This is a genomic window from Kitasatospora sp. NPDC054795, from assembly GCF_053611565.1.
Genome location: NZ_JBSHAP010000004.1, coordinates 65,050 through 82,463 on the forward strand (window position 1 = coordinate 65,050; position 17,414 = coordinate 82,463).

Here is a 17,414-nt window from a genome sequence, read left to right on the forward strand (position 1 = left end):
AGGGCCCGCAGTTCCGCGGCGGCCTGCTCGGCCTGTTCGCGGGCGGCCTCGGCGGCGTCCAGGTGCTCGGAGGTCTCCTCGCGCTCGCGCCGCAGCCCCTCGGCCGCCTCCTCCCGCTCGCGCAGGCTCTCCTCGCGCAGCGCGTCGGCCTCGGCCTCGGCCTCGGCCCGGGCCCGGGCGGCCTCGGTGTCGGCCTCCGTGCGCACCCGCTCGGCGTCGGCCACCGCGGCGTCCCGGACGGAGGTCGCCTCGGCCTGCGCCTCGGTGGTCAGGGCCTGTGCCGCGGCGGTCGCCCCGGCGCGCACCTGCTGGTCGAACTCGGTTGCCTCGCGCCGGAGTTCGGCGGTCTCGCGCTCGGCCGCGGCCCGGTTCTCGGCGGCCGCGGCCTTGGCGGCGGCGAGCGCGTCCAGGCCCTGCTGCTCGGCCGCCTCGGTGATCTTGCCGGCCTCGGCGCGGGCCCGGGTCAGGGTCTGCTCGGCCCGGCCCTGGGTCTCGGCGGCCTGCTCCTGGGCCCGCTCGCGCAGCCGCTCGATCTCCCCGGCGGCACCCGCGCGCAGCTCGTCCGCGTCGGCCTTGGCCTTGCTGAGCAGCTCCTCGGCGTTCTTCGCCGACTCCTCGATCTGGGCCACGGCCTGGCGGCGGGCCTCCCCGCGCACCCGGTCGGCCTCGGCGGCGGCCTGGGCGCGCAGCTCCTCGGCCTCGGCCCGCAGCCGGGCCGCCTCGTCCTGCATCTGCTCGATCCGCTCGCGGATCGCGGCGGCGTCGTCCAGAGCGGCGTTCTGGGCCTGCTCGACGGCGGCCTGGGCCTGCTCGCGCAGCCGCTGCGCCTCGGCGGCGGCCTCCGCGCGGATCCGCTCGGCCTCGGCGGCGGCCTCGCCGCGGGCGTTCTCGGCGTCCTGGTCGGCCCGGCCGAGCACCTCCTCGGCGGTCTTGGCGGCCTTGGCGAGGTGAACGGTGGCGTCCTTGGCGCCGGCCGCCCGGCCCGCCTCCTCGGCCTCGCCGCGCAGCCGCTGGGCGTCGGCCTCGGCCTGGGCCCGCAGCTCGGCGACGTCCCGTTCGGCCTGGGCCCGCAGCTCGGCGATCGCCGCCGCGGCCTCGGCCTTCAGCTCGGTGGCCACCGACTCGGCGGTGGCCCGCAGCCGCTCGCTCTCCTCCGCCGCGGCGGCCTTGGCGGCGTCGGCCTCGGCCTGCTTGGTGGCGGCCTCGTCGCGGACGGCCTCGGCCTCGGCGCGGATCGCCGAGGCCTCCTTGGTGGCCTGGGCGACCATCCGGGCCACCTCGGCCCGGGCGGTCTGCGAGCGCTGCTCGTTCGCGGCCTCGCCGTCGGCGACCCTGCGTTCGGCGGCGGCCTCGGCGTCGGCCTGGAGCTGTTCGGCGGCCTGCTCGGCCTGGGCGCGCAGCTCGGTGACCTCGTAGCGGGTGCGCTCCGCCTCGGCGATCACCTCGGCGCGCAGCCGCTCTATCTCGGCCTTGGCCGCGGCGAGCTGCTCCTCGGCCCGGGCCTGCTCGGCGGCGGCCTGCGCCTTGAGCCGGCCGATCTCGGCCTGGGCACCGGCCAGCTGGCCCTCGGCGGCGGCGTGTGCGGCGGCGAGCTGCTGCTGGGCCTCGCCCCGGGCGGCGTCCACGTCGGCGGCGGCCTGGGCGCCGGCCTGCTGGGCCTGCTCGGAGGCGGCGCGCAGCAGGCGCTCGGCGTCGTTCTGGGCCCGCTGCAGGGCGGCCTCGGCGGCGGCCTGGGCCTCACCGCGGGCGGCGTCCACGTCGGCGGCGGTCCGGGCGCGGGCGTGGTCGGAGAGGGCGACGGCCTCCGCACGGGCGGCGGCGACCATCCGCTCGGCCTCGGCGCGGGCCTCCTGGAGCAGCCGCTGGGCCTCCTGCTCGGAGCCGGCCCGGGTCTGCTCGGCCCAGCCGTTGACGTGCTGCTCGGCGGAGCGGCGCAGTTCGGTGAGCTCGTCCTCCAGCTGGCGGCGGCGAGCGGCCAGGTCGGCCTCCAGCCGGGCGGTGCGCTCGGCGGCCTCGGCCATGATCCGCTGGGTGGCGGCCTGGGAGTCGCGCAGCTGGCGCTCGGCGTCGGCGCGCAGCTGCTGGGCCTGCATCTCGGCGGTGCGGAGCATCTGCTCGGCCTGGCCGGAGACGGCGTCGAAGGCGCGCGGCTGGGCGAGCATGCGGCGGGACTCGTGCAGTTTCGCCCGCAGTACCTCCACCTGGTAGGCGAGGTCCTCGGCATGCTCGACTGCCTTGTCCCGCTCCTTCCGAGTCCGACCCATCTCGGCCTCGAACTGGGAGAGGTGATCGTCAGCCTCGTAGCGGTCGTTGCCCCGCACTCCGCGGTCCCATCCATCTCCTGGTCGCGTCCTCGACCGGGCCGGGGCCGGGCTCCGATGTTCCGGGCGCCGGTCCGACTGGTCCTTGCATCCGCAGCCGGTGGACGGCTCCCCGCCATGTCGGGGCCGCCCGCCGCGGTCGTCGGAGTCCGGGGCGCGGGAGCGCGGGGATGCCGCGTTCCCCCGTCCGAGTGGACTCCTGGGCGAACTCTTGCCTTGTGGAGAATGGTGACAGATCCGTCTTGCGACTGTTCAGCCGTGCCCGCGTAATGGACTCCCCTTGCGACGGGCCGACCACCGGAGGGCGGACGGGCCTGTCTTCGGCCGTGCCCGTCGCCTCCGTCCCCCGGAGCCGTCGCGCACCTGGGCATTGTAGTGGGAGCGCACTGCGGGGGAATGGCCGCAGGGGTGTTTTCCGGCTCTTCCCGCCAGGTTACTGACGGGTCATGACCGACGGGCCGTCGGTCGCCGCCGGGGCGGGGCCCGCCCCGGGGCGGGCCGGGAGGGGATCAGTGCTCGTCGTGGCCCTGCTGTGCGGAGGTCACCAGCTCGGTCAGGACGCCCCCGCAGTCCTTGGGGTGGAGGAAGGTGATCCGCGACCCCATCGAGCCGATCCGCGGCTGGTCGTAGAGGACCCGGACACCCTTGTCCCGGATGGCCTCGGAGTCGCCGTCCACGTCGGCGGTGCCGAAGGCGATGTGGTGCACGCCCTCGCCGTTCTTCTCCAGCCACTTGGCCACGGTGGAGTCGGGCCGGGTGGGCTCCAGCAGCTGGAGGTAGGAGGCGCCGCCGTCGTCGGTGCCGTTGATCCGGAGCATGGCCTCGCGGACGCCCTGCTCCTCGTTGACCTCGGAGTGGAAGACCTCGAAGCCGTAGGTGGCGCGGTAGAACTCGACCGTCTTGTCGAGGTCTCGGCAGGCGATGCCGATGTGGTCGATGCGGGTCAGCACGACGGCCTCCGGGGTGGAGAAGGGCGGTGGGAAAGGTGCACCAAGTGCAGCGCATGGCCCGCGCCGTACGCCAGTACCCGGCGTGCGAGCCTGCTCACACGGCGGGCGGTTCACCCGGAGCGGGTCGGCACGGTGTTGACTGGAGGGTGCCAGTGCGCTCGATCACACTGTCGCTCCGGTGACGGGCGGGTAACAGGTCAGTACATTGAGCGCATCCTCACCTGGCCACGACGTGCGAAGGGGCCCGTCCCATGACCAACACCACCTCTGTGATCGTTGCCGGTGCGCGGACCCCGATGGGCCGCCTGCTGGGTTCCCTCAAGGGCTTCTCCGGTGCCGACCTCGGCGGCGTCGCGATCAAGGCCGCTCTGGAGCGGGCCGGGATCACCGGCGAGCAGGTCCAGTACGTGATCATGGGCCAGGTGCTCCAGGCCGGCGCCGGCCAGATCCCGGCCCGCCAGGCCGCCGTCAAGGCCGGCATCCCGATGAACGTCCCGGCGCTGACCATCAACAAGGTGTGCCTCTCCGGCCTCGACGCCATCGCGCTGGCCGACCAGCTGATCCGCGCCGGGGAGTTCGACATCGTGGTGGCCGGCGGCCAGGAGTCGATGACCAACGCCCCGCACCTGCTGCCGAAGTCCCGCGAGGGCTTCAAGTACGGCGCGATCGCGATGCTCGACGCGATGGCCCACGACGGCCTCACCGACGCCTACGAGAACATCCCGATGGGCGAGTCCACCGAGAAGCACAACACCCGCCTGGGCATCCCGCGCGAGGTGCAGGACGAGATCGCCGCCGCCTCCCACCAGCGGGCCGCCAAGGCGCAGGCCGACGGGGTCTTCGACGCCGAGATCACCCCGGTCGCCATCCCGCAGCGCAAGGGCGAGCCGGTGCTGTTCAGCCAGGACGAGGGCATCCGCGCGGACACCACCGTCGAGGGCCTGGCCAAGCTGCGCCCGGCCTTCGCCAAGGACGGCACGATCACCGCCGGCACCTCCTCGCAGATCTCCGACGGCGCCGCCGCCGTGGTCGTGATGAGCAAGGCCAAGGCCGAGGAGCTGGGCCTGACCTGGATCGCCGAGATCGGCGCCCACGGCAACGTGGCCGGCCCGGACAACTCGCTCCAGTCGCAGCCGTCCAACGCGATCAAGCACGCGCTGGCCAGGGAGGGCCTTGAGGTCGCCGACCTCGACCTGATCGAGATCAACGAGGCCTTCGCGGCCGTCGCCCACCAGTCCATGAAGGACCTGGGCGTCTCCTCCGACATCGTCAACGTCAACGGCGGCGCCATCGCGCTCGGCCACCCGATCGGGATGTCCGGCGCCCGCGTGGTGCTGACCCTGGCGCTGGAGCTGCAGCGCCGCGGCGGCGGGGTCGGCGCGGCCGCGCTGTGCGGTGGCGGCGGCCAGGGCGACGCGCTGATCGTGCGCGTCCCGAAGGCCTGACCGGCCGATCGCTCCAGGGCTGCGGACCGCGAGTGGCGGTCCGCAGCCCCTTTCGGCATTCGACGGCATTGCGCTAGGAGCTCCTGATGATCGATGTCGCCACGCTGGTCGAGCAGGCCCGGGAGGGCCGGCCGCGGGCGGTCGCCCGGCTGATCACGCTGGTCGAGAACGCCGCGCCGCAGCTGCGGGAGGCGATGGCCGCGCTCGCGCCCCACACCGGGCGGGCGTACACGGTGGGCCTGACCGGCTCGCCCGGGGTCGGCAAGTCCACCTCCACCTCGGCGCTGGTCTCCGCCTACCGGCGGCTCGGCAAGCGGGTCGGGGTGCTGGCCGTCGACCCGTCCTCGCCGTTCTCCGGCGGCGCGCTGCTGGGGGACCGGGTCCGGATGCAGGACCACGCCACCGACCCGGAGGTGTTCATCCGCTCGATGGCCACCCGCGGCCACCTCGGCGGGCTCTCCTGGGCGGCGCCGCAGGCGCTGCGGGTGCTGGACGCGGCCGGCTGCGAGGTGATCCTGGTGGAGACCGTCGGGGTGGGCCAGTCCGAGGTCGAGGTCGCCGCCCAGGCCGACACCACCGTGGTGCTGCTGGCCCCCGGGATGGGTGACGGCATCCAGGCCGCCAAGGCCGGGATCCTGGAGATCGGCGACGTCTTCGTGGTCAACAAGGCCGACCGGGACGGCGCCGACGCCACCGCCCGGGAGCTCAACCACATGCTGGGCCTCGGCGAGGCCCGGGAGCCGGGGGACTGGCGCCCGCCGATCGTCAAGACCGTCGCGGCCCGCGGCGAGGGCGTGGACGAGGTGGTCGAGGCGCTGGAGAAGCACCGGGCGTGGCTGGAGGAGCACGGCGAGCTCGCCGCGCGGCGCCGCCGCCGGGCCGCCGAGGAGATCGAGGCGATCGCCCTGGCCGAACTGCGCGCCCGGATCGGCGACCTGCGCGGGGACCGGCGCCTGGCCGTCCTGGCCGAACGGGTGGCGGAGGGCGCGCTGGACCCGTACGGCGCGGCCGACGAGCTGGTCGCCGGCCTGACCGCGAGCTGAGACGCGGTCCGCCCCGCCGCGACGGTGGTCGTGGCGGGGCGGAGTGGTGCGGGGGCGGCGCTACGGCTTGCCGCGCAGGCCGCGGAGGTGTTCGGCGATGGGGGCGAGGGCCTGGTACATGTCGTCGAGCTGCTCCGGGGTGAAGCGGTCGATGAAGTGGGCGCGGACGCTGCGCACGTGGTCCGGGGCGACCCGCTGCATGGTCTCCCAGCCGTGTTCGGTGAGGTGGGCGTAGAGGCCGCGGCGGTCGCCGGGGCACTCCTGGCGCAGGACCAGGCCGGCGTTCTCCATCCGGGTGATCTGGTGGGAGAGGCGGCTCTTCGACTGGAGGGTGGCTGTCGCGAGGTCGGTCATCCGCATCCGGCGGTCCGGCGCCTCGGAGAGCACCACCAGGATCTCGTAGTCGTTGATCGCGAGGTTGTGCGGCTGGAGTTCGCGGCTGAGCTGGTAGTCCAGCAGCTTGGCGACCTCCAGATGGGCGCGCCACATCCGCTGCTCCCTGGCGGTCAGCCAGGGAGTCTCCTCCTCGGGCTGCGGCGGAGGGGTGTCCGCAGTGTCGATCGTGTGCGTATCCATGCTCCCAAGCATAGCCGATTTAGTTCAATCTTGTACAAGTTTACAGACCGAAACGTCGGCCGAGGTCGCCCAGGTTACCGAGCCCGGGGATGTTGGGATTCCCGCCGCCGTGCCCGGCCGTGCCCGGCTGGGACGGCACGCCGCCCATCGGTACGCCCGCCTCGGCCCCGACCGCGCCGACCGACCGCTCGGCCAGGAGTTTTTCACTCGATTGCAGCAGCACCTGGCCGGCGCCGATGAACTCGAACTGGTGCTCCTCGCCGGAGGCCCCGCCGAAGCCGGTCAGCCGGCGCAGGCCGCCGATCAGCCCGTGCAGGTAGTCGTGGTCGTAGTGGTGGCACGGCGCAGGGCAGTCCGCCCAGCCGACCAGCGCCTGCGGGTCGACCCGGATCGGCGGCTCGACGAAGTGCACCGGCCCGTTGGAGGCGGCGACGAAGCGGCCGGTGCCGATCAGGGTCAGGAAGCCCGGGATGATCGACTGCTTGAGCCGCAGCGTCGGGTCGAAGGCCAGCAGGTTGCCGGAGCGGACGGTCAGGTTGCCCTCGTCCAGGTCGTACGAGTTGAGGTCGAACGCCCGGTCGGCCAGCAGCAGCTTGCCCCGGCCCTCGGCGACCACCCAGTCCGCCGCGTGCATCGGCGAGTTGAAGTGCTGCCCGAGCATCCGGTCGACCGCCCCGGCGCCGACGCCCTTGAAGGTGATGTCGCCGTAGTAGGCGACCATTTTGCCCTTCTGGAGGAAGTACGAGCCGTTCAGGTCGACCGAGAAGGCGTACGGGTTGACGTTGTCGCCGGCCGGCAGGCTGTGGGCGTCCCACACCACCGGACCGGTGCCGCCGTGGCCGGTCGGCAGCGGGGCCACCGGTCCGCCGAACTGCTCCTGGGCGTACGGCTGTTGCTGGCCGTACGGCTGCTGGGGCGGCGGCGGGGCCTGCTGGGCGTACGGCTGCTGCGGCGGCGGGGGGTAGCCGCCGGGCGGGGGCGGCGGGTAGTCCTGCGGCGGGCCGTAGTTCGGCGGGGGCGGCGGGACCGCGAAGCCGGGCTGGGTCGGCTGGTTGTGCGGGGAGCCGTACGGGGGCTGCGGCGGGTGGGACATCAGAGCTTCTCCTCGCTCGCCTGGACGTACACCGCGCCCTGCCCGGACAGTTCCAGCTGGAACGCCTCGCCCGAGCCGCGGCCGATCATGTCGCGCCAGCCCAGCGCCGTGGACAGCTTGTTGCGCACGTCGCCGCGGTGCGCCACGTACGCCTGGGGGTCGACGTGCACCGACTGGCCGGGGAGGATCGGCAGCTCGAAGACACCGCCGTGGGCCATCACCGCGACCGAGCCCTGGCCCTCCAGCTTGGTGGTGAACAGGCCCTGCCCGGTGACCTGGCCGCGGACCATGCCCATCACCCCGCCCTGCGAGCCCATGAACATGGTGGACTGCCGCAGCGTGCCCTCGAAGGCGAGCAGCCGGTCCGCCTCGACGTAGAGGGTGTCGCCGAACAGGTCGATCACGTGGACGTGGTGGCCGCCGTGGCCGAACATCACCCGGCCCTGGCCCTCGACGGTCATCAGGGGGGTGTCCTCGTTGGCCACCCGGCGGCCGATCATCGACATCACGCCGCCCTGCCCGCCGGTGATGTTCGGCGTGAAGCGGACGTCGCCGCTGTACGCGAGCATCGCGCCGCGCTGGCTGAACAGCCGCTGCCCGGGTAGGACCTGGGCCTCGACCATCTTGCCGTTGATCTTCGTGAAGCCCATCAGACGTCGCCCCCGATGGTGACCTTCTCGGAGGGCTGGACGTACACCAGGCCCTCGCCGGTGAACTCGATCTGGACGGCCTCGCCGCCGCCCTCGCCGATGATCGTCGTCCAGCCCGCGCCCGACTTCAGGCTGCGCTGCAGGGTGCCGGTGTGCGCGACGTACGCGCCCGGGTCCACCCGCAGCGGCATGCTCTTGTCGACCCGCAGGATGACGGCCGGCCCGTTGGAGGTGACGGCCGCCCAGCCGTGGCCCTCCACCTTGGTGGTGAACAGGCCGTTGCCGGAGGACATGCCGTTGAGCCCGGTGAAGCTGGTGCCGGTGTGCAGGGTCGACTCGGTGCAGAGCAGGTTGTCCGATTCGACGTACAGCGTCTCGCCGTTCAGCCGGACCAGATTGATCTCGGTGGCCTTGTCGGCGAAGTAGCAGGTGCCCTGTCCCTTCACCTCCATGACCGTCATCTTCTCGCCGGTCAGCCGGCGGGTGACCATGCCGCGCAGGCCGTCCCCGCCGCCGGTCAGTTTCTTGAAGGCCATCTGCCCGGTGTAGGCGACCATCGAACCGTTTCGCGCCTTGACGGCGTCCCCGCCCAATTCGACGGCGAGCACGCGCGATCCCTGGAGTCTGAACTGTGCCACGGCCGCAATCTAGCCGCTGCGGCCGTGGTCCGGGGAGGGTGCGCGGGCCAACTGGTACCGGCCTGCGACAAACGCGCCGGTCAGGCCGGGGCGCGCGCCCCGCTCAGGCTCGGGCGTGCGCCCCCTGTCCGGGGCGCGGAACGGTGCCGGCCGCCTGCTCGACCTCCAGCAGCGAGGCCGAGTGGCGCTCCGCCTCGAAGGCCACCACGCCGCCGCGCAGTCCGAACAGGCGCTTGGAGAGCATGATCCAGAGCACCGCCGCGATGTTCAGCACCAGGGTGCAGACCTTGAGCGCGCTGACGTGGTGGCTCAGCTCGTAGCCCTCCAGGGGGAGGAAGGCCGCGGTGGCGACCACCGTCAGGTACTCGGCCCAGCGCTTGTTCAGCCACAGGCCGACCGCTTCGACGATCTCGATCACCGCGTAGGCGATCAGGGCGCCCGCGACGATCAGCAGGGTGCTCTTCTTGAAGTCGAAGGTCTTGCGGATGGTCTCGACGATCGGGGCGTGTTCGAGGTCCCAGTGGAAGTGGTCGGTGACCGGCCTGAAGACCGTGAGGTTCTCGTCGAACACCCGGTGCACCGCGTCCTGGCTGTTGGAGAACTTCCACACGGCCCAGGCGACGACGATGATCAGCAGCCCGCGCAGCACCCGTTCGACGGCCAGGAAGCGCAGGATGAACAGGTCCCGCAGCGCCTTGCCGCGCGGCACCAGCGGCGCGTCCTCGGCCGGGCCGGAGCCGTGCGGGTCGCCCAGCGCGAAGTCGCCGCAGCGCAGGCAGCGCCAGGCGTCGCCGAGGGCGGTGGAGGCGTGCAGCCGGGAGGCCAGTTCGGGTTCCGTCGGCGCGTAGGTGGTGTGACCGCGCCTGGCGCAGGTCCTGCGGTCCCAGTCGAGCTTGAGCATGTGGCGACTACCCCCGTGTGCGATGCGTCGGCGCCCGGATCGGTGGGCGCGCGGGCAGCAGGATAGGGGTTCCCGGTGACGGGCGGTCGCGCTCGGAGGCGTTCCGGCACACAGCTGTGACAGGGCGGGCGGGCGCTGTGAGATCGGGCACGGTGGCCACCCCCGGCCGGGGGTCCGTACGTGTGCTCGGCGATAATGGCCGGAAGGCTTGTGAGTTGCTTCACAAGCGCGCCCGCGCCGCCGACCCCCGTATTGAGGTATCCATCGTGAACAGCAGCGCCGTCCACCGCCTGCGCCTGGTCTCCGGCCCCGAAGGGGTCTCCTTCATCCTGCTGCTGATCTGCTCGGTGCTGAAGCGGACCACCTCGTTCGACGCCGTCCCGGTGATGGGCATGGTCCACGGCGTCCTGTTCATCCTCTACGCGGTCTTCTGGATCCAGGCCTGGCAGGCGCAGAAGTGGGACGCCAAGCGCGGCGTCCTGATGTTCGTGCTCGCGGTGCTGCCCACCGGCGGCTTCTTCGCCGAGCGGATGCTCGCCCGCGAGGAGCGGGGCGAGCCGAAGCCCGCCACCGCCTGAGCCCCGGCGTCATCGTGGACGGTCGACAGGCTGCCGCGGCCTCCTCTCCCAAAGGGCCGCGGCAGCCTGTCGCCGTTTCTTACCGGGGGTGGCTCGGGCCGGTCCTGCCGGCGGTTCGCGCCGGGGCCGGTCGGGGCGTGCCGGGCACGCCCTAGTTGACGTTCACCGCGCTCCAGGCCGCGGCGACCGTGTTGTACTCGGTGCTGCTCGCGCCGTACAGGTCGGTGGCGGCCTTCAGGGTCGCGGTGCGGGCGGCCTTGTAGTTGGTGGTGGAGGTCATGTAGACGGTCAGGGCGCGGTACCAGATCGCGGCCGCCTTGGTCCGGCCGATGCCGGTCACCGTCGAGCCGTTGGAGGTCGGGCTGTTGTAGCTGACCCCGTTGATGACCTTCGCGCCGCTGCCCTCGGCGAGCAGGAAGAAGAAGTGGTTGGCGACGCCCGAGGAGTAGTGGACGTCCTTGTTGCCGACGGTGGAGGACCAGTTGTCGGCCGAGGCGCCGTCCTTGGAGGGCTTGTCCATGTAGCGCAGCGGGGTGCCGTTGCCGTTGATGTTGAGCTTCTCGCCGATGAGGTAGTCCGGCGGGTCGGCCGGGAGGTTGGCGGACCACTCGACCATGGTGCCGAAGATGTCCGAGGTGGCCTCGTTGAGGCCGCCGGACTCGCCGGAGTAGATCAGGCCGGCGGTGGCGGAGGTGACGCCGTGGCTCATCTCGTGGCCGGAGACGTCGATGGCGGTCAGCGGGTGGGTGTTGCTCGCGCCGTCGCCGTAGGTCATGCAGAAGCAGGAGTCGTCCCAGAACGCGTTGACGTAGTTGGTGCTGTAGTGGACGCGGCTCGCGGCGCCGACGCCGTTGTTCTTGATGCCGTTGCGGCCGAAGGTGTTCTTGTAGTAGTCCCAGGTCGCCGCGGCGCCGTACTGGGCGTCGACCGCGGCGGACTCGCGGTTGGAGGGCGTGCCGTTGCCGAAGCTGTTGGTGGTGTTGCTGAAGAGCGTTCCGCTGCCCGAGGTGCCGCCCTTCAGGTCGGTGGTGGACTGGTTGCCCCGGGAGGCGTCCTTGAGCTGGTAGTTCGAACCGCTCTGGGTGGTGGTCAGCGTGACGGTGCCGACGTTGACGCCCTTGCCGGTGCCGGTGGCGGTCTGCACCTTCTCGTCGCTGGCGAGCACCTGGCCGGTGGCGGCGTCGGTGATCACTTCCTGGCGGCTCGGGGTGCCGTCCGAGCGCTGGCCCGAGACCACCGTGCGGTGGGCCAGGCGCGGGGTGCCGTCGGCGGCCCAGACGACCAGCTCGGGAGCGCCGGCGCCGTCGACCCGGCTGAGGGCCGCCTCGTCCGCGTCGGCGGTGATGCCGACGGTCGCCCGCACCGCGGCGGTGGCCGCCTCGGCGGCCTGCGGCGCGGCGAGGCCCGGGGTGAGGCTGGGCACCGACAGCCGGCCGGCGAAGGCCTGGTCGACGGACTTCACCGAGCCGTCGGCCTTCTGGTGGACGACCAGGTCGCCGCCGATGACCGGCAGGCCCGCGTAGGTCCGGTCGTACCGCAGGTGGCGGGTGCCGTCCTTGTCCACCACGACGTCCTTGGGCACCAGCTTCTCCTGGCCGCCGAGGGCGAGGGCCTGGGCGACCGGGGCGCTCTGCCCGGAGGCCAGCGCCAGCAGCGCGGACTGCTGCTGGGCCGGCGAGGGGGCGGCGGCCTGGGCGGGGGCGGCGGCGATCTGGATGACGCCGGCCAGCAGGGCGGTGGCGGAGAGTACGGCTCCGACAGTCAGCTTTCGCTTCACGTGCGGGGGTTCCTTCCACGAGACCCGCGGGTGCGTGCGGGTGCGCCGCGTACCGGGGCGCCGGGGTTGGCGCCTTGGGGCGGTAGGGCGCGGACGTGCCGGTCCCGTGCGGTTCCTGACGCTCCGCCGGGTGTGGGTGGGGGCGGCGGAGGGTCGGACGGGACTTGGTCAGAAGCATGACAATCGTTGGCAGGGATGGACAGGGCGCCTCCGGGATTGGCCAGGAACCGCCAATCCCGGTACGGATGGTTCGGTTGCCGCCCGCTGCCCGGTTTCGGCGGTTCGTCCCCCTGGCGGGACTCCGCCAGCCGCCCGGCCTTGACAGCCCTCCGCAACGGCCGGACGCCCGGGCCCTCCCGATGGAGGTCCCGGGCGTCCGGTGCGCCTGTGCGGTGCGTCAGTTGACGTTGACGGCGCTCCAGGTGGCGGCGACGGCGCTGTACTCGGCGCTGCTCGCGCCGTACAGGTCGGCGGCGGCCTTGAGGGTGCCGGTGCGGGCGCCCGCGTAGTTGGTGGTGGAGGTGAAGTAGGTGGTCAGCGCCTTGTACCAGATCTGCGCGGCCTTGTCCCGGCCGATGCCGGCGAGGGTCGAGCCGTTGGAGGTCGGGCTGTTGTAGCTGACGCCGTTGATCGTCTTGGCGCCGCTGCCCTCGGCGAGCAGGTAGAAGAAGTGGTTGGCGACGCCGGAGGAGTAGTGGACGTCCTTGCTGCCGACGGTGGAGGACCAGTAGTCGGCCGAGGCACCGTCCTTGGAGGGCTGGTCCATGTAGCGCAGCGGGGTGCCGTCGCCGTTGATGTTGATCAGCTCGCCGATGAGGTAGTCCGGCTTGTCGGCGGGCAGGTTGGCGTAGAACTCGACCATGGAGCCGAAGATGTCCGAGGTGGCCTCGTTGAGGCCGCCGGACTCACCGGAGTAGTTGAGGTTGGCGGTGGCGGAGGTGACGCCGTGGCTCATCTCGTGGCCGGCCACGTCCAGCTCGGTCAGCGGGTGGGTGTTGCTCGTGCCGTCGCCGTAGGTCATGCAGAAGCAGGAGTCGTCCCAGAACGCGTTCACGTAGTTGCGGCCGTAGTGGACCCGGCTCGCGGCTCCGACGCCGTCGTTCTTGATGCCGTTGCGGCCGAAGGTGTTCTTGTAGAAGTCCCAGGTGGCGGCCGCGCCGTACTGGGCGTCGACCGCGGCGGACTCCGCGTTGGAGGCCAGGCCGTTGCCGAAGCTGTTGGTGGTGTTGGCGACCAGCGTGCCGGAGCCGGAGGTCTTGCCCTTCAGGGTGTAGGTGGCCTGCCCGCCTCGGGTCGCGTCCTTGAGCTGGTAGTTCGAACTGCTCTGGGTGGTGGTCAGCGGAACGGTGCCGACGAAGACGCCCTTGCCGGTGCCGGAGGCGGTCCGGACCTGCTCGTGGCTGGAGAGCACCTGGCCGCTCGCCGCGTCGGTGACCAGCAGCTGACGGCTCGGGGTGCCGTCGGCGCGCAGGCCCTCGACCGTGGTGCGGTAGGCCAGGCGCGGGCTGCCGTCGGCGGCCCAGACGACCAGTTCGGCCTTGCCGGTCTGGTGGACCTCGGTCAGCGGGGACTCGTCCTCGTCGGCGGCGATGCCCACGGTGGACTGCACGGCGCCGGTCGCCTGGGCGGCGGCCTGGTCGGCGGGGATCTGCGGGGTGAGGCTCGGCAGCGCGAGGGTCGCGCCGGTCGCCTTGTCCACGGAGGTGGTCGAGCCGTCGGCCTTCTGGTGCACCACCAGGTCCCCGCCCAGGACCGGGAGGCCGGCCAGGGTGCGCTCGTAGCGCAGGTGGCGGGTGCCGTCGGCGTCCACCACGGCGTCCTTGGCCACCAGTTGCTCCTGGCCGCCCAGGGCCAGGGCGTGCGCCACCTTGCCGGCCTGGCCGTTCGCCAGGGCGATCAGGTCGGCACGCTGCTGCGCGCCCTGGGACTGCGGGGCGGGGTCCGCGACGGCCACGGCGCTCACCTGGACGACGCCGGCGAGCAGGGCGGTGGCGGAGAGTACGGCGACTGCGGCGAGCTTTCGCTTCACGAACGAGTCCTTCCGGGAAACCGCGAACGGACGCGGTCGCGCGGCGTTCCGGGGGGCCGGGCCGGCACCTGAGGGGCGGAACGAGCGCTGACGTGCAGGTCCCCGTGCGGTCGGAGCGGCTGTGCCACCGGTGGGTGGGGGTGGTGGCTACCGAACGGGTTGGCCGAAAGCATGACAATCGAGCAAATCAAATGACAGGTCTTGCTCATGAATTGGCCAAGTCCCGCCACGGCCGAGGAATGTGAACGGGCCGACAAAAGGGAGGAATCGCCCGGCCTTGCAGCGGGTTACCGTCCGAACCGAGGCCTGGTGGCACGGCGCCGGGCTGATCGGAGGTCAATCCCGGTGCGTCGGGAGCCCGTTGTCGCGCGTTCACATCGACGCAATGTCCTGGTATGGACCTGGCCGTCCGATTGGCGGGTTCTCGCCACGTGCTGCGCTTGTCCACCATCAGGACGCCTGGTAACACACATCCCGTCCGCCGGTACGGTAAGGAGGTGGCCAAGCCCCTCGCTCTCGACTTCGACCCGATCGCCCGCGCCGACGAGCTGTGGACCCGCCGCTGGGGCGCAGTCCCCTCGATGGCGGCGATCACCTCGGTCATGCGCGCCCACCAGATCCTGCTCTCCCGGGTGGACGCGGTGCTCAAGCCGTACGGGCTGACCTTCGCCCGCTACGAGGCCCTGGTGCTGCTGACCTTCAGCCGGACCGGCGAGCTCTCGCTCTCCAAGATCGGCGAGCGGCTCATGGTCCACCCGACCAGCGTCACCAACACCGTCGACCGCCTGGAGCGGGCCGGCCTGGTCGCCCGCCGGCCCAACCCGCTGGACGGCCGCGGCGTGCTGGCCACGATCACCGGGCGCGGCCGCGAGGTGGTCGAGGAGGCGACCGGGCGGCTGATGGCGATGGAGTTCGGGCTGGAGGAGTACGGCGAGGAGCAGTGCCGCCAGGTCTTCGATCTGCTCAGGCCGCTGAGGGTGGCCGCCGGCGACTTCACCGATCCGGGCGAGGGGGCTGCGAAGGGGACGGCGTGAGGGCGGCTACCCTCGTTGGAGCGGTGCGCGGATCCGGGCGTACCGGCCGATACTGCCGAGCGACGCGAGGAAGATCATGAAGGCGACCCCCCTGCTGGGCTGGTACCGGGCCCTGGCCGTAGCGACCGGTGTGGCGCTGCTGGTGTTCTGCGGCTTCATGGTCGCGAAGTACGGCTTCGGCGCGGCCGAGGACGTGACCACGTACGTCGCGATGCTGCACGGCTACCTCTACATCGGGTACTTCGTGGTGACCTTCCTGCTCGGGCAGAAGCTGAAGTGGCCGATGGGCCGGCTGGTGCTGACCCTGGCGGCGGGCTGCATCCCCTTCCTTTCCTTCGTCTTCGAGCGCAAGGTGGCCCGCGAGGCCGCCGAGAAGCTCCCGGCGGGCGGCGCCGCCCGCCAGCCGGCCGGGGTCTGAGCCCCGCCGCCCGCGCCGCCGAGAGCGCCCCTCCCCGATCAGGGGGAGGGGCGCTCCCGGCGTTTCGTGGGCCATTCGGAGGGATTCCGGGCCGCGCGGGCGGTTGTCCGTCGACAAGTACTAGGACGTCCGAGTAAATTGTTAGGACGTCCTACTAGTTGTGCCGCCCGTCGCCGTGGCGGCCGTATGGAGCGGAGTTCGGGGTCATGGACGCCGAGGAGATCGAGCGCGGCCGGCAGCGCTGGCAGCAGCGGTACGACAAGGCCCGCAAGCGGGACGCGGACTTCAGCACCCTCTCCGGTGACGAGGTCGAGCCGGTCTACGGCCCGCCCGCCGGGCAGGCCCACGAGGGTTTCGAGCGGATCGGCTGGCCGGGCGAGTACCCGTACACCCGCGGCCTGCACCCGACCGGCTACCGGGGCCGCACCTGGACCATCCGCCAGTTCGCCGGCTTCGGCAATGCCCGGCAGACCAACGAGCGCTACCGGATGATCCTGGACGCCGGCGGTGGCGGCCTCTCGGTCGCCTTCGACATGCCCACCCTGATGGGCTACGACTCGGACGACCCGAAGTCGCTCGGCGAGGTCGGCCACTGCGGCGTGGCCATCGACTCGGCCGCCGACATGGAGGTGCTGTTCGACGGCATCCCGCTCGGCGAGGTCACCACCTCGATGACGATCAGCGGCCCGGCCGTGCCGGTCTTCTGCATGTACCTGGTCGCCGCCGAGCGCCAGGGCGTGGACCCGGCGGTGCTCAACGGCACTCTCCAGACGGACATCTTCAAGGAGTACATCGCGCAGAAGGAGTGGCTCTTCGCCCCCGAGCCGCACCTGCGCCTGATCGGCGACCTGATGGCCTACTGCGCCGAGGGCATCCCCGCGTACAAGCCGCTGTCGGTCTCCGGCTACCACATCCGCGAGGCCGGGGCGACGGCCGCGCAGGAGCTGGCGTACACCCTCGCGGACGGCTTCGGCTACGTCGAGCTGGGCCTGTCCCGCGGCCTGGACGTGGACGTCTTCGCGCCCGGCCTGTCCTTCTTCTTCGACGCGCACCTGGACTTCTTCGAGGAGATCGCCAAGTTCCGCGCCGCGCGCCGGATCTGGGCCCGCTGGATGCGCGAGCGCTTCGGTGCCAAGACCGACAAGGCGCAGTGGCTGCGCTTCCACACCCAGACCGCCGGCGTCTCGCTGACCGCGCAGCAGCCGTACAACAACGTGGTCCGCACCGCCGTGGAGGCACTGGCCGCGGTGCTCGGCGGCACCAACTCGCTGCACACCAACGCCCTGGACGAGACCCTGGCGCTGCCCTCCGAGCAGGCCGCCGAGATCGCCCTGCGCACCCAGCAGGTGCTGATGGAGGAGACCGGCGTCGCCAACGTGGCCGACCCGCTGGGCGGTTCCTGGTACGTCGAGGCGCTGACCGACCGGATCGAGCAGCAGGCCGAGGCGATCTTCCAGCGGATCCTCGACAAGGGCCGCGAGGACCACGAGATCGGCCCGATCACCTCCGGCATCCTGCGCGGCATCGAGGAGGGCTGGTTCACCGGGGAGATCGCCGAGGCGGCCTTCCAGTACCAGCAGTCGGTGGAGAAGGGCGACAAGCGCGTGGTCGGCGTCAACTGCCACCCGCGCAGCGTCACCCCCGAGCTGGAGATCCTGCGGGTCAGCCACGAGGTCGAGCGCGAGCAGGTCCGGGCGTTGGGCGAGCGCAAGGTGGCCCGGGACGAGGCGGCCGTCCGCGCCGGGCTGGACGCCATGCTGGCGGCGGCCCGCTCGGGCGAGTCGATGATCCCGCCGATGCTGGACGCGGTGCGCGCCGAGGCGACGCTGGGCGAGATCTGCAACGCGCTGCGGCAGGAGTGGGGGACGTACCAGGAGAACGCGATGTTCTGAGGCCGAGGCCGAGGCCGAGGCCGGAGCGGAGCCGCCGTACGGGACCGGGATCCCGTACGGCGGCTCCGC

At 72.3% G+C, this 17,414-nt stretch carries 14 protein-coding genes and 1 pseudogene; 6 read left to right on the forward strand and 9 right to left on the reverse strand.

Features of this window, described 5'->3' with window-relative positions:
* Together ACWGJO_RS02545 and mce are read right to left on the reverse strand one after the other, a co-directional pair.
* Positions 1-2,264: pseudogene (locus ACWGJO_RS02545) on the reverse strand (hypothetical protein); the annotation flags it as partial.
* 566 nt (positions 2,265-2,830) lie between these two features.
* Positions 2,831-3,271, reverse strand: a complete 441-nt coding sequence (gene mce, locus ACWGJO_RS02550; protein ID WP_316526247.1) for a methylmalonyl-CoA epimerase — start codon at positions 3,269-3,271, stop codon at positions 2,831-2,833.
* Positions 3,272-3,522: 251 nt separating this feature from the next.
* On the opposite strand from mce, the gene ACWGJO_RS02555 reads away from it, so the two are divergent.
* Positions 3,523-4,716 (forward strand): acetyl-CoA C-acetyltransferase, encoded by a 1,194-nt coding sequence (locus ACWGJO_RS02555; RefSeq protein ID WP_452181779.1) that lies wholly within the window; start codon positions 3,523-3,525, stop codon positions 4,714-4,716.
* Between the two features lie 86 nt (positions 4,717-4,802).
* Positions 4,803-5,759 (forward strand): methylmalonyl Co-A mutase-associated GTPase MeaB, encoded by a 957-nt coding sequence (meaB, locus tag ACWGJO_RS02560; RefSeq protein WP_359899919.1) that lies wholly within the window; start codon positions 4,803-4,805, stop codon positions 5,757-5,759.
* A 60-nt stretch (positions 5,760-5,819) separates the two neighbouring features.
* On the opposite strand, the gene ACWGJO_RS02565 is transcribed toward meaB, so the two are convergent.
* The 5 genes from ACWGJO_RS02565 to ACWGJO_RS02585 all read right to left on the reverse strand — a co-directional run bounded on the left by ACWGJO_RS02565 (position 5,820) and on the right by ACWGJO_RS02585 (position 9,617).
* On the reverse strand, positions 5,820-6,335 hold the full coding sequence (locus ACWGJO_RS02565; RefSeq protein WP_359899917.1) for a MarR family winged helix-turn-helix transcriptional regulator: 516 nt from the start codon (positions 6,333-6,335) through the stop codon (positions 5,820-5,822).
* A gap of 40 nt (positions 6,336-6,375) precedes the next feature.
* Positions 6,376-7,185, reverse strand: a complete 810-nt coding sequence (locus ACWGJO_RS02570; RefSeq protein ID WP_452181821.1) for an AIM24 family protein — start codon at positions 7,183-7,185, stop codon at positions 6,376-6,378.
* A gap of 242 nt (positions 7,186-7,427) precedes the next feature.
* Complete coding sequence (locus tag ACWGJO_RS02575) at positions 7,428-8,078, reverse strand: AIM24 family protein (protein WP_452181780.1); 651 nt, start codon at positions 8,076-8,078, stop codon at positions 7,428-7,430.
* Positions 8,078-8,716, reverse strand: coding sequence for an AIM24 family protein (locus ACWGJO_RS02580; protein WP_359899913.1), 639 nt, complete (start codon positions 8,714-8,716; stop codon positions 8,078-8,080). The genes ACWGJO_RS02575 and ACWGJO_RS02580 overlap by 1 nt, the downstream gene beginning before the upstream one ends.
* Before the next feature lie 103 nt (positions 8,717-8,819).
* Positions 8,820-9,617, reverse strand: a complete 798-nt coding sequence (locus ACWGJO_RS02585; protein WP_359899911.1) for a DUF2127 domain-containing protein — start codon at positions 9,615-9,617, stop codon at positions 8,820-8,822.
* A gap of 266 nt (positions 9,618-9,883) precedes the next feature.
* On the opposite strand from ACWGJO_RS02585, the gene ACWGJO_RS02590 reads away from it, so the two are divergent.
* Positions 9,884-10,195 (forward strand): DUF3817 domain-containing protein, encoded by a 312-nt coding sequence (locus ACWGJO_RS02590; protein WP_380348672.1) that lies wholly within the window; start codon positions 9,884-9,886, stop codon positions 10,193-10,195.
* Positions 10,196-10,346: 151 nt separating this feature from the next.
* Here ACWGJO_RS02590 and ACWGJO_RS02595 read toward each other — a convergent pair whose 3' ends face one another.
* Positions 10,347-11,972 (reverse strand): M4 family metallopeptidase, encoded by a 1,626-nt coding sequence (locus ACWGJO_RS02595; protein ID WP_380348673.1) that lies wholly within the window; start codon positions 11,970-11,972, stop codon positions 10,347-10,349.
* Between the two features lie 397 nt (positions 11,973-12,369).
* Positions 12,370-14,001 (reverse strand): M4 family metallopeptidase, encoded by a 1,632-nt coding sequence (locus tag ACWGJO_RS02600; RefSeq protein ID WP_452181781.1) that lies wholly within the window; start codon positions 13,999-14,001, stop codon positions 12,370-12,372.
* A 497-nt stretch (positions 14,002-14,498) separates the two neighbouring features.
* Between ACWGJO_RS02600 and ACWGJO_RS02605 the strand changes: the two genes are divergently transcribed.
* From ACWGJO_RS02605 to ACWGJO_RS02615, 3 genes are all read left to right on the forward strand, one after another.
* Complete coding sequence (locus tag ACWGJO_RS02605; RefSeq protein ID WP_359899905.1) at positions 14,499-15,035, forward strand: MarR family winged helix-turn-helix transcriptional regulator; 537 nt, start codon at positions 14,499-14,501, stop codon at positions 15,033-15,035.
* A 76-nt stretch (positions 15,036-15,111) separates the two neighbouring features.
* Positions 15,112-15,453 carry a DUF3817 domain-containing protein gene (locus tag ACWGJO_RS02610; RefSeq protein ID WP_359899903.1) on the forward strand — a complete coding sequence of 114 codons (342 nt, stop codon included), beginning with the start codon at positions 15,112-15,114 and terminating at the stop codon, positions 15,451-15,453.
* Between the two features lie 206 nt (positions 15,454-15,659).
* Positions 15,660-17,345, forward strand: a complete 1,686-nt coding sequence (locus ACWGJO_RS02615; protein ID WP_452181782.1) for an acyl-CoA mutase large subunit family protein — start codon at positions 15,660-15,662, stop codon at positions 17,343-17,345.
* The last annotated feature ends 69 nt before the right edge of the window (positions 17,346-17,414 follow it).

What these genes read in the sequence shown, in the direction of transcription:
- ACWGJO_RS02555 (WP_452181779.1), top strand. Translation starts at nt 3,523, where the DNA reads ATGACCAACACCACCTCTGTGATCGTTGCCGGTGCGCGGACCCCGATG.
- meaB (WP_359899919.1), top strand. Translation starts at nt 4,803, where the DNA reads ATGATCGATGTCGCCACGCTGGTCGAGCAGGCCCGGGAGGGCCGGCCG.
- ACWGJO_RS02565 (WP_359899917.1), bottom strand. Translation starts at nt 6,335, where the DNA reads ATGGATACGCACACGATCGACACTGCGGACACCCCTCCGCCGCAGCCC.
- ACWGJO_RS02575 (WP_452181780.1), bottom strand. Translation starts at nt 8,078, where the DNA reads ATGGGCTTCACGAAGATCAACGGCAAGATGGTCGAGGCCCAGGTCCTA.
- ACWGJO_RS02585 (WP_359899911.1), bottom strand. Translation starts at nt 9,617, where the DNA reads ATGCTCAAGCTCGACTGGGACCGCAGGACCTGCGCCAGGCGCGGTCAC.
- ACWGJO_RS02610 (WP_359899903.1), top strand. Translation starts at nt 15,112, where the DNA reads ATGAAGGCGACCCCCCTGCTGGGCTGGTACCGGGCCCTGGCCGTAGCG.
- ACWGJO_RS02615 (WP_452181782.1), top strand. Translation starts at nt 15,660, where the DNA reads ATGGACGCCGAGGAGATCGAGCGCGGCCGGCAGCGCTGGCAGCAGCGG.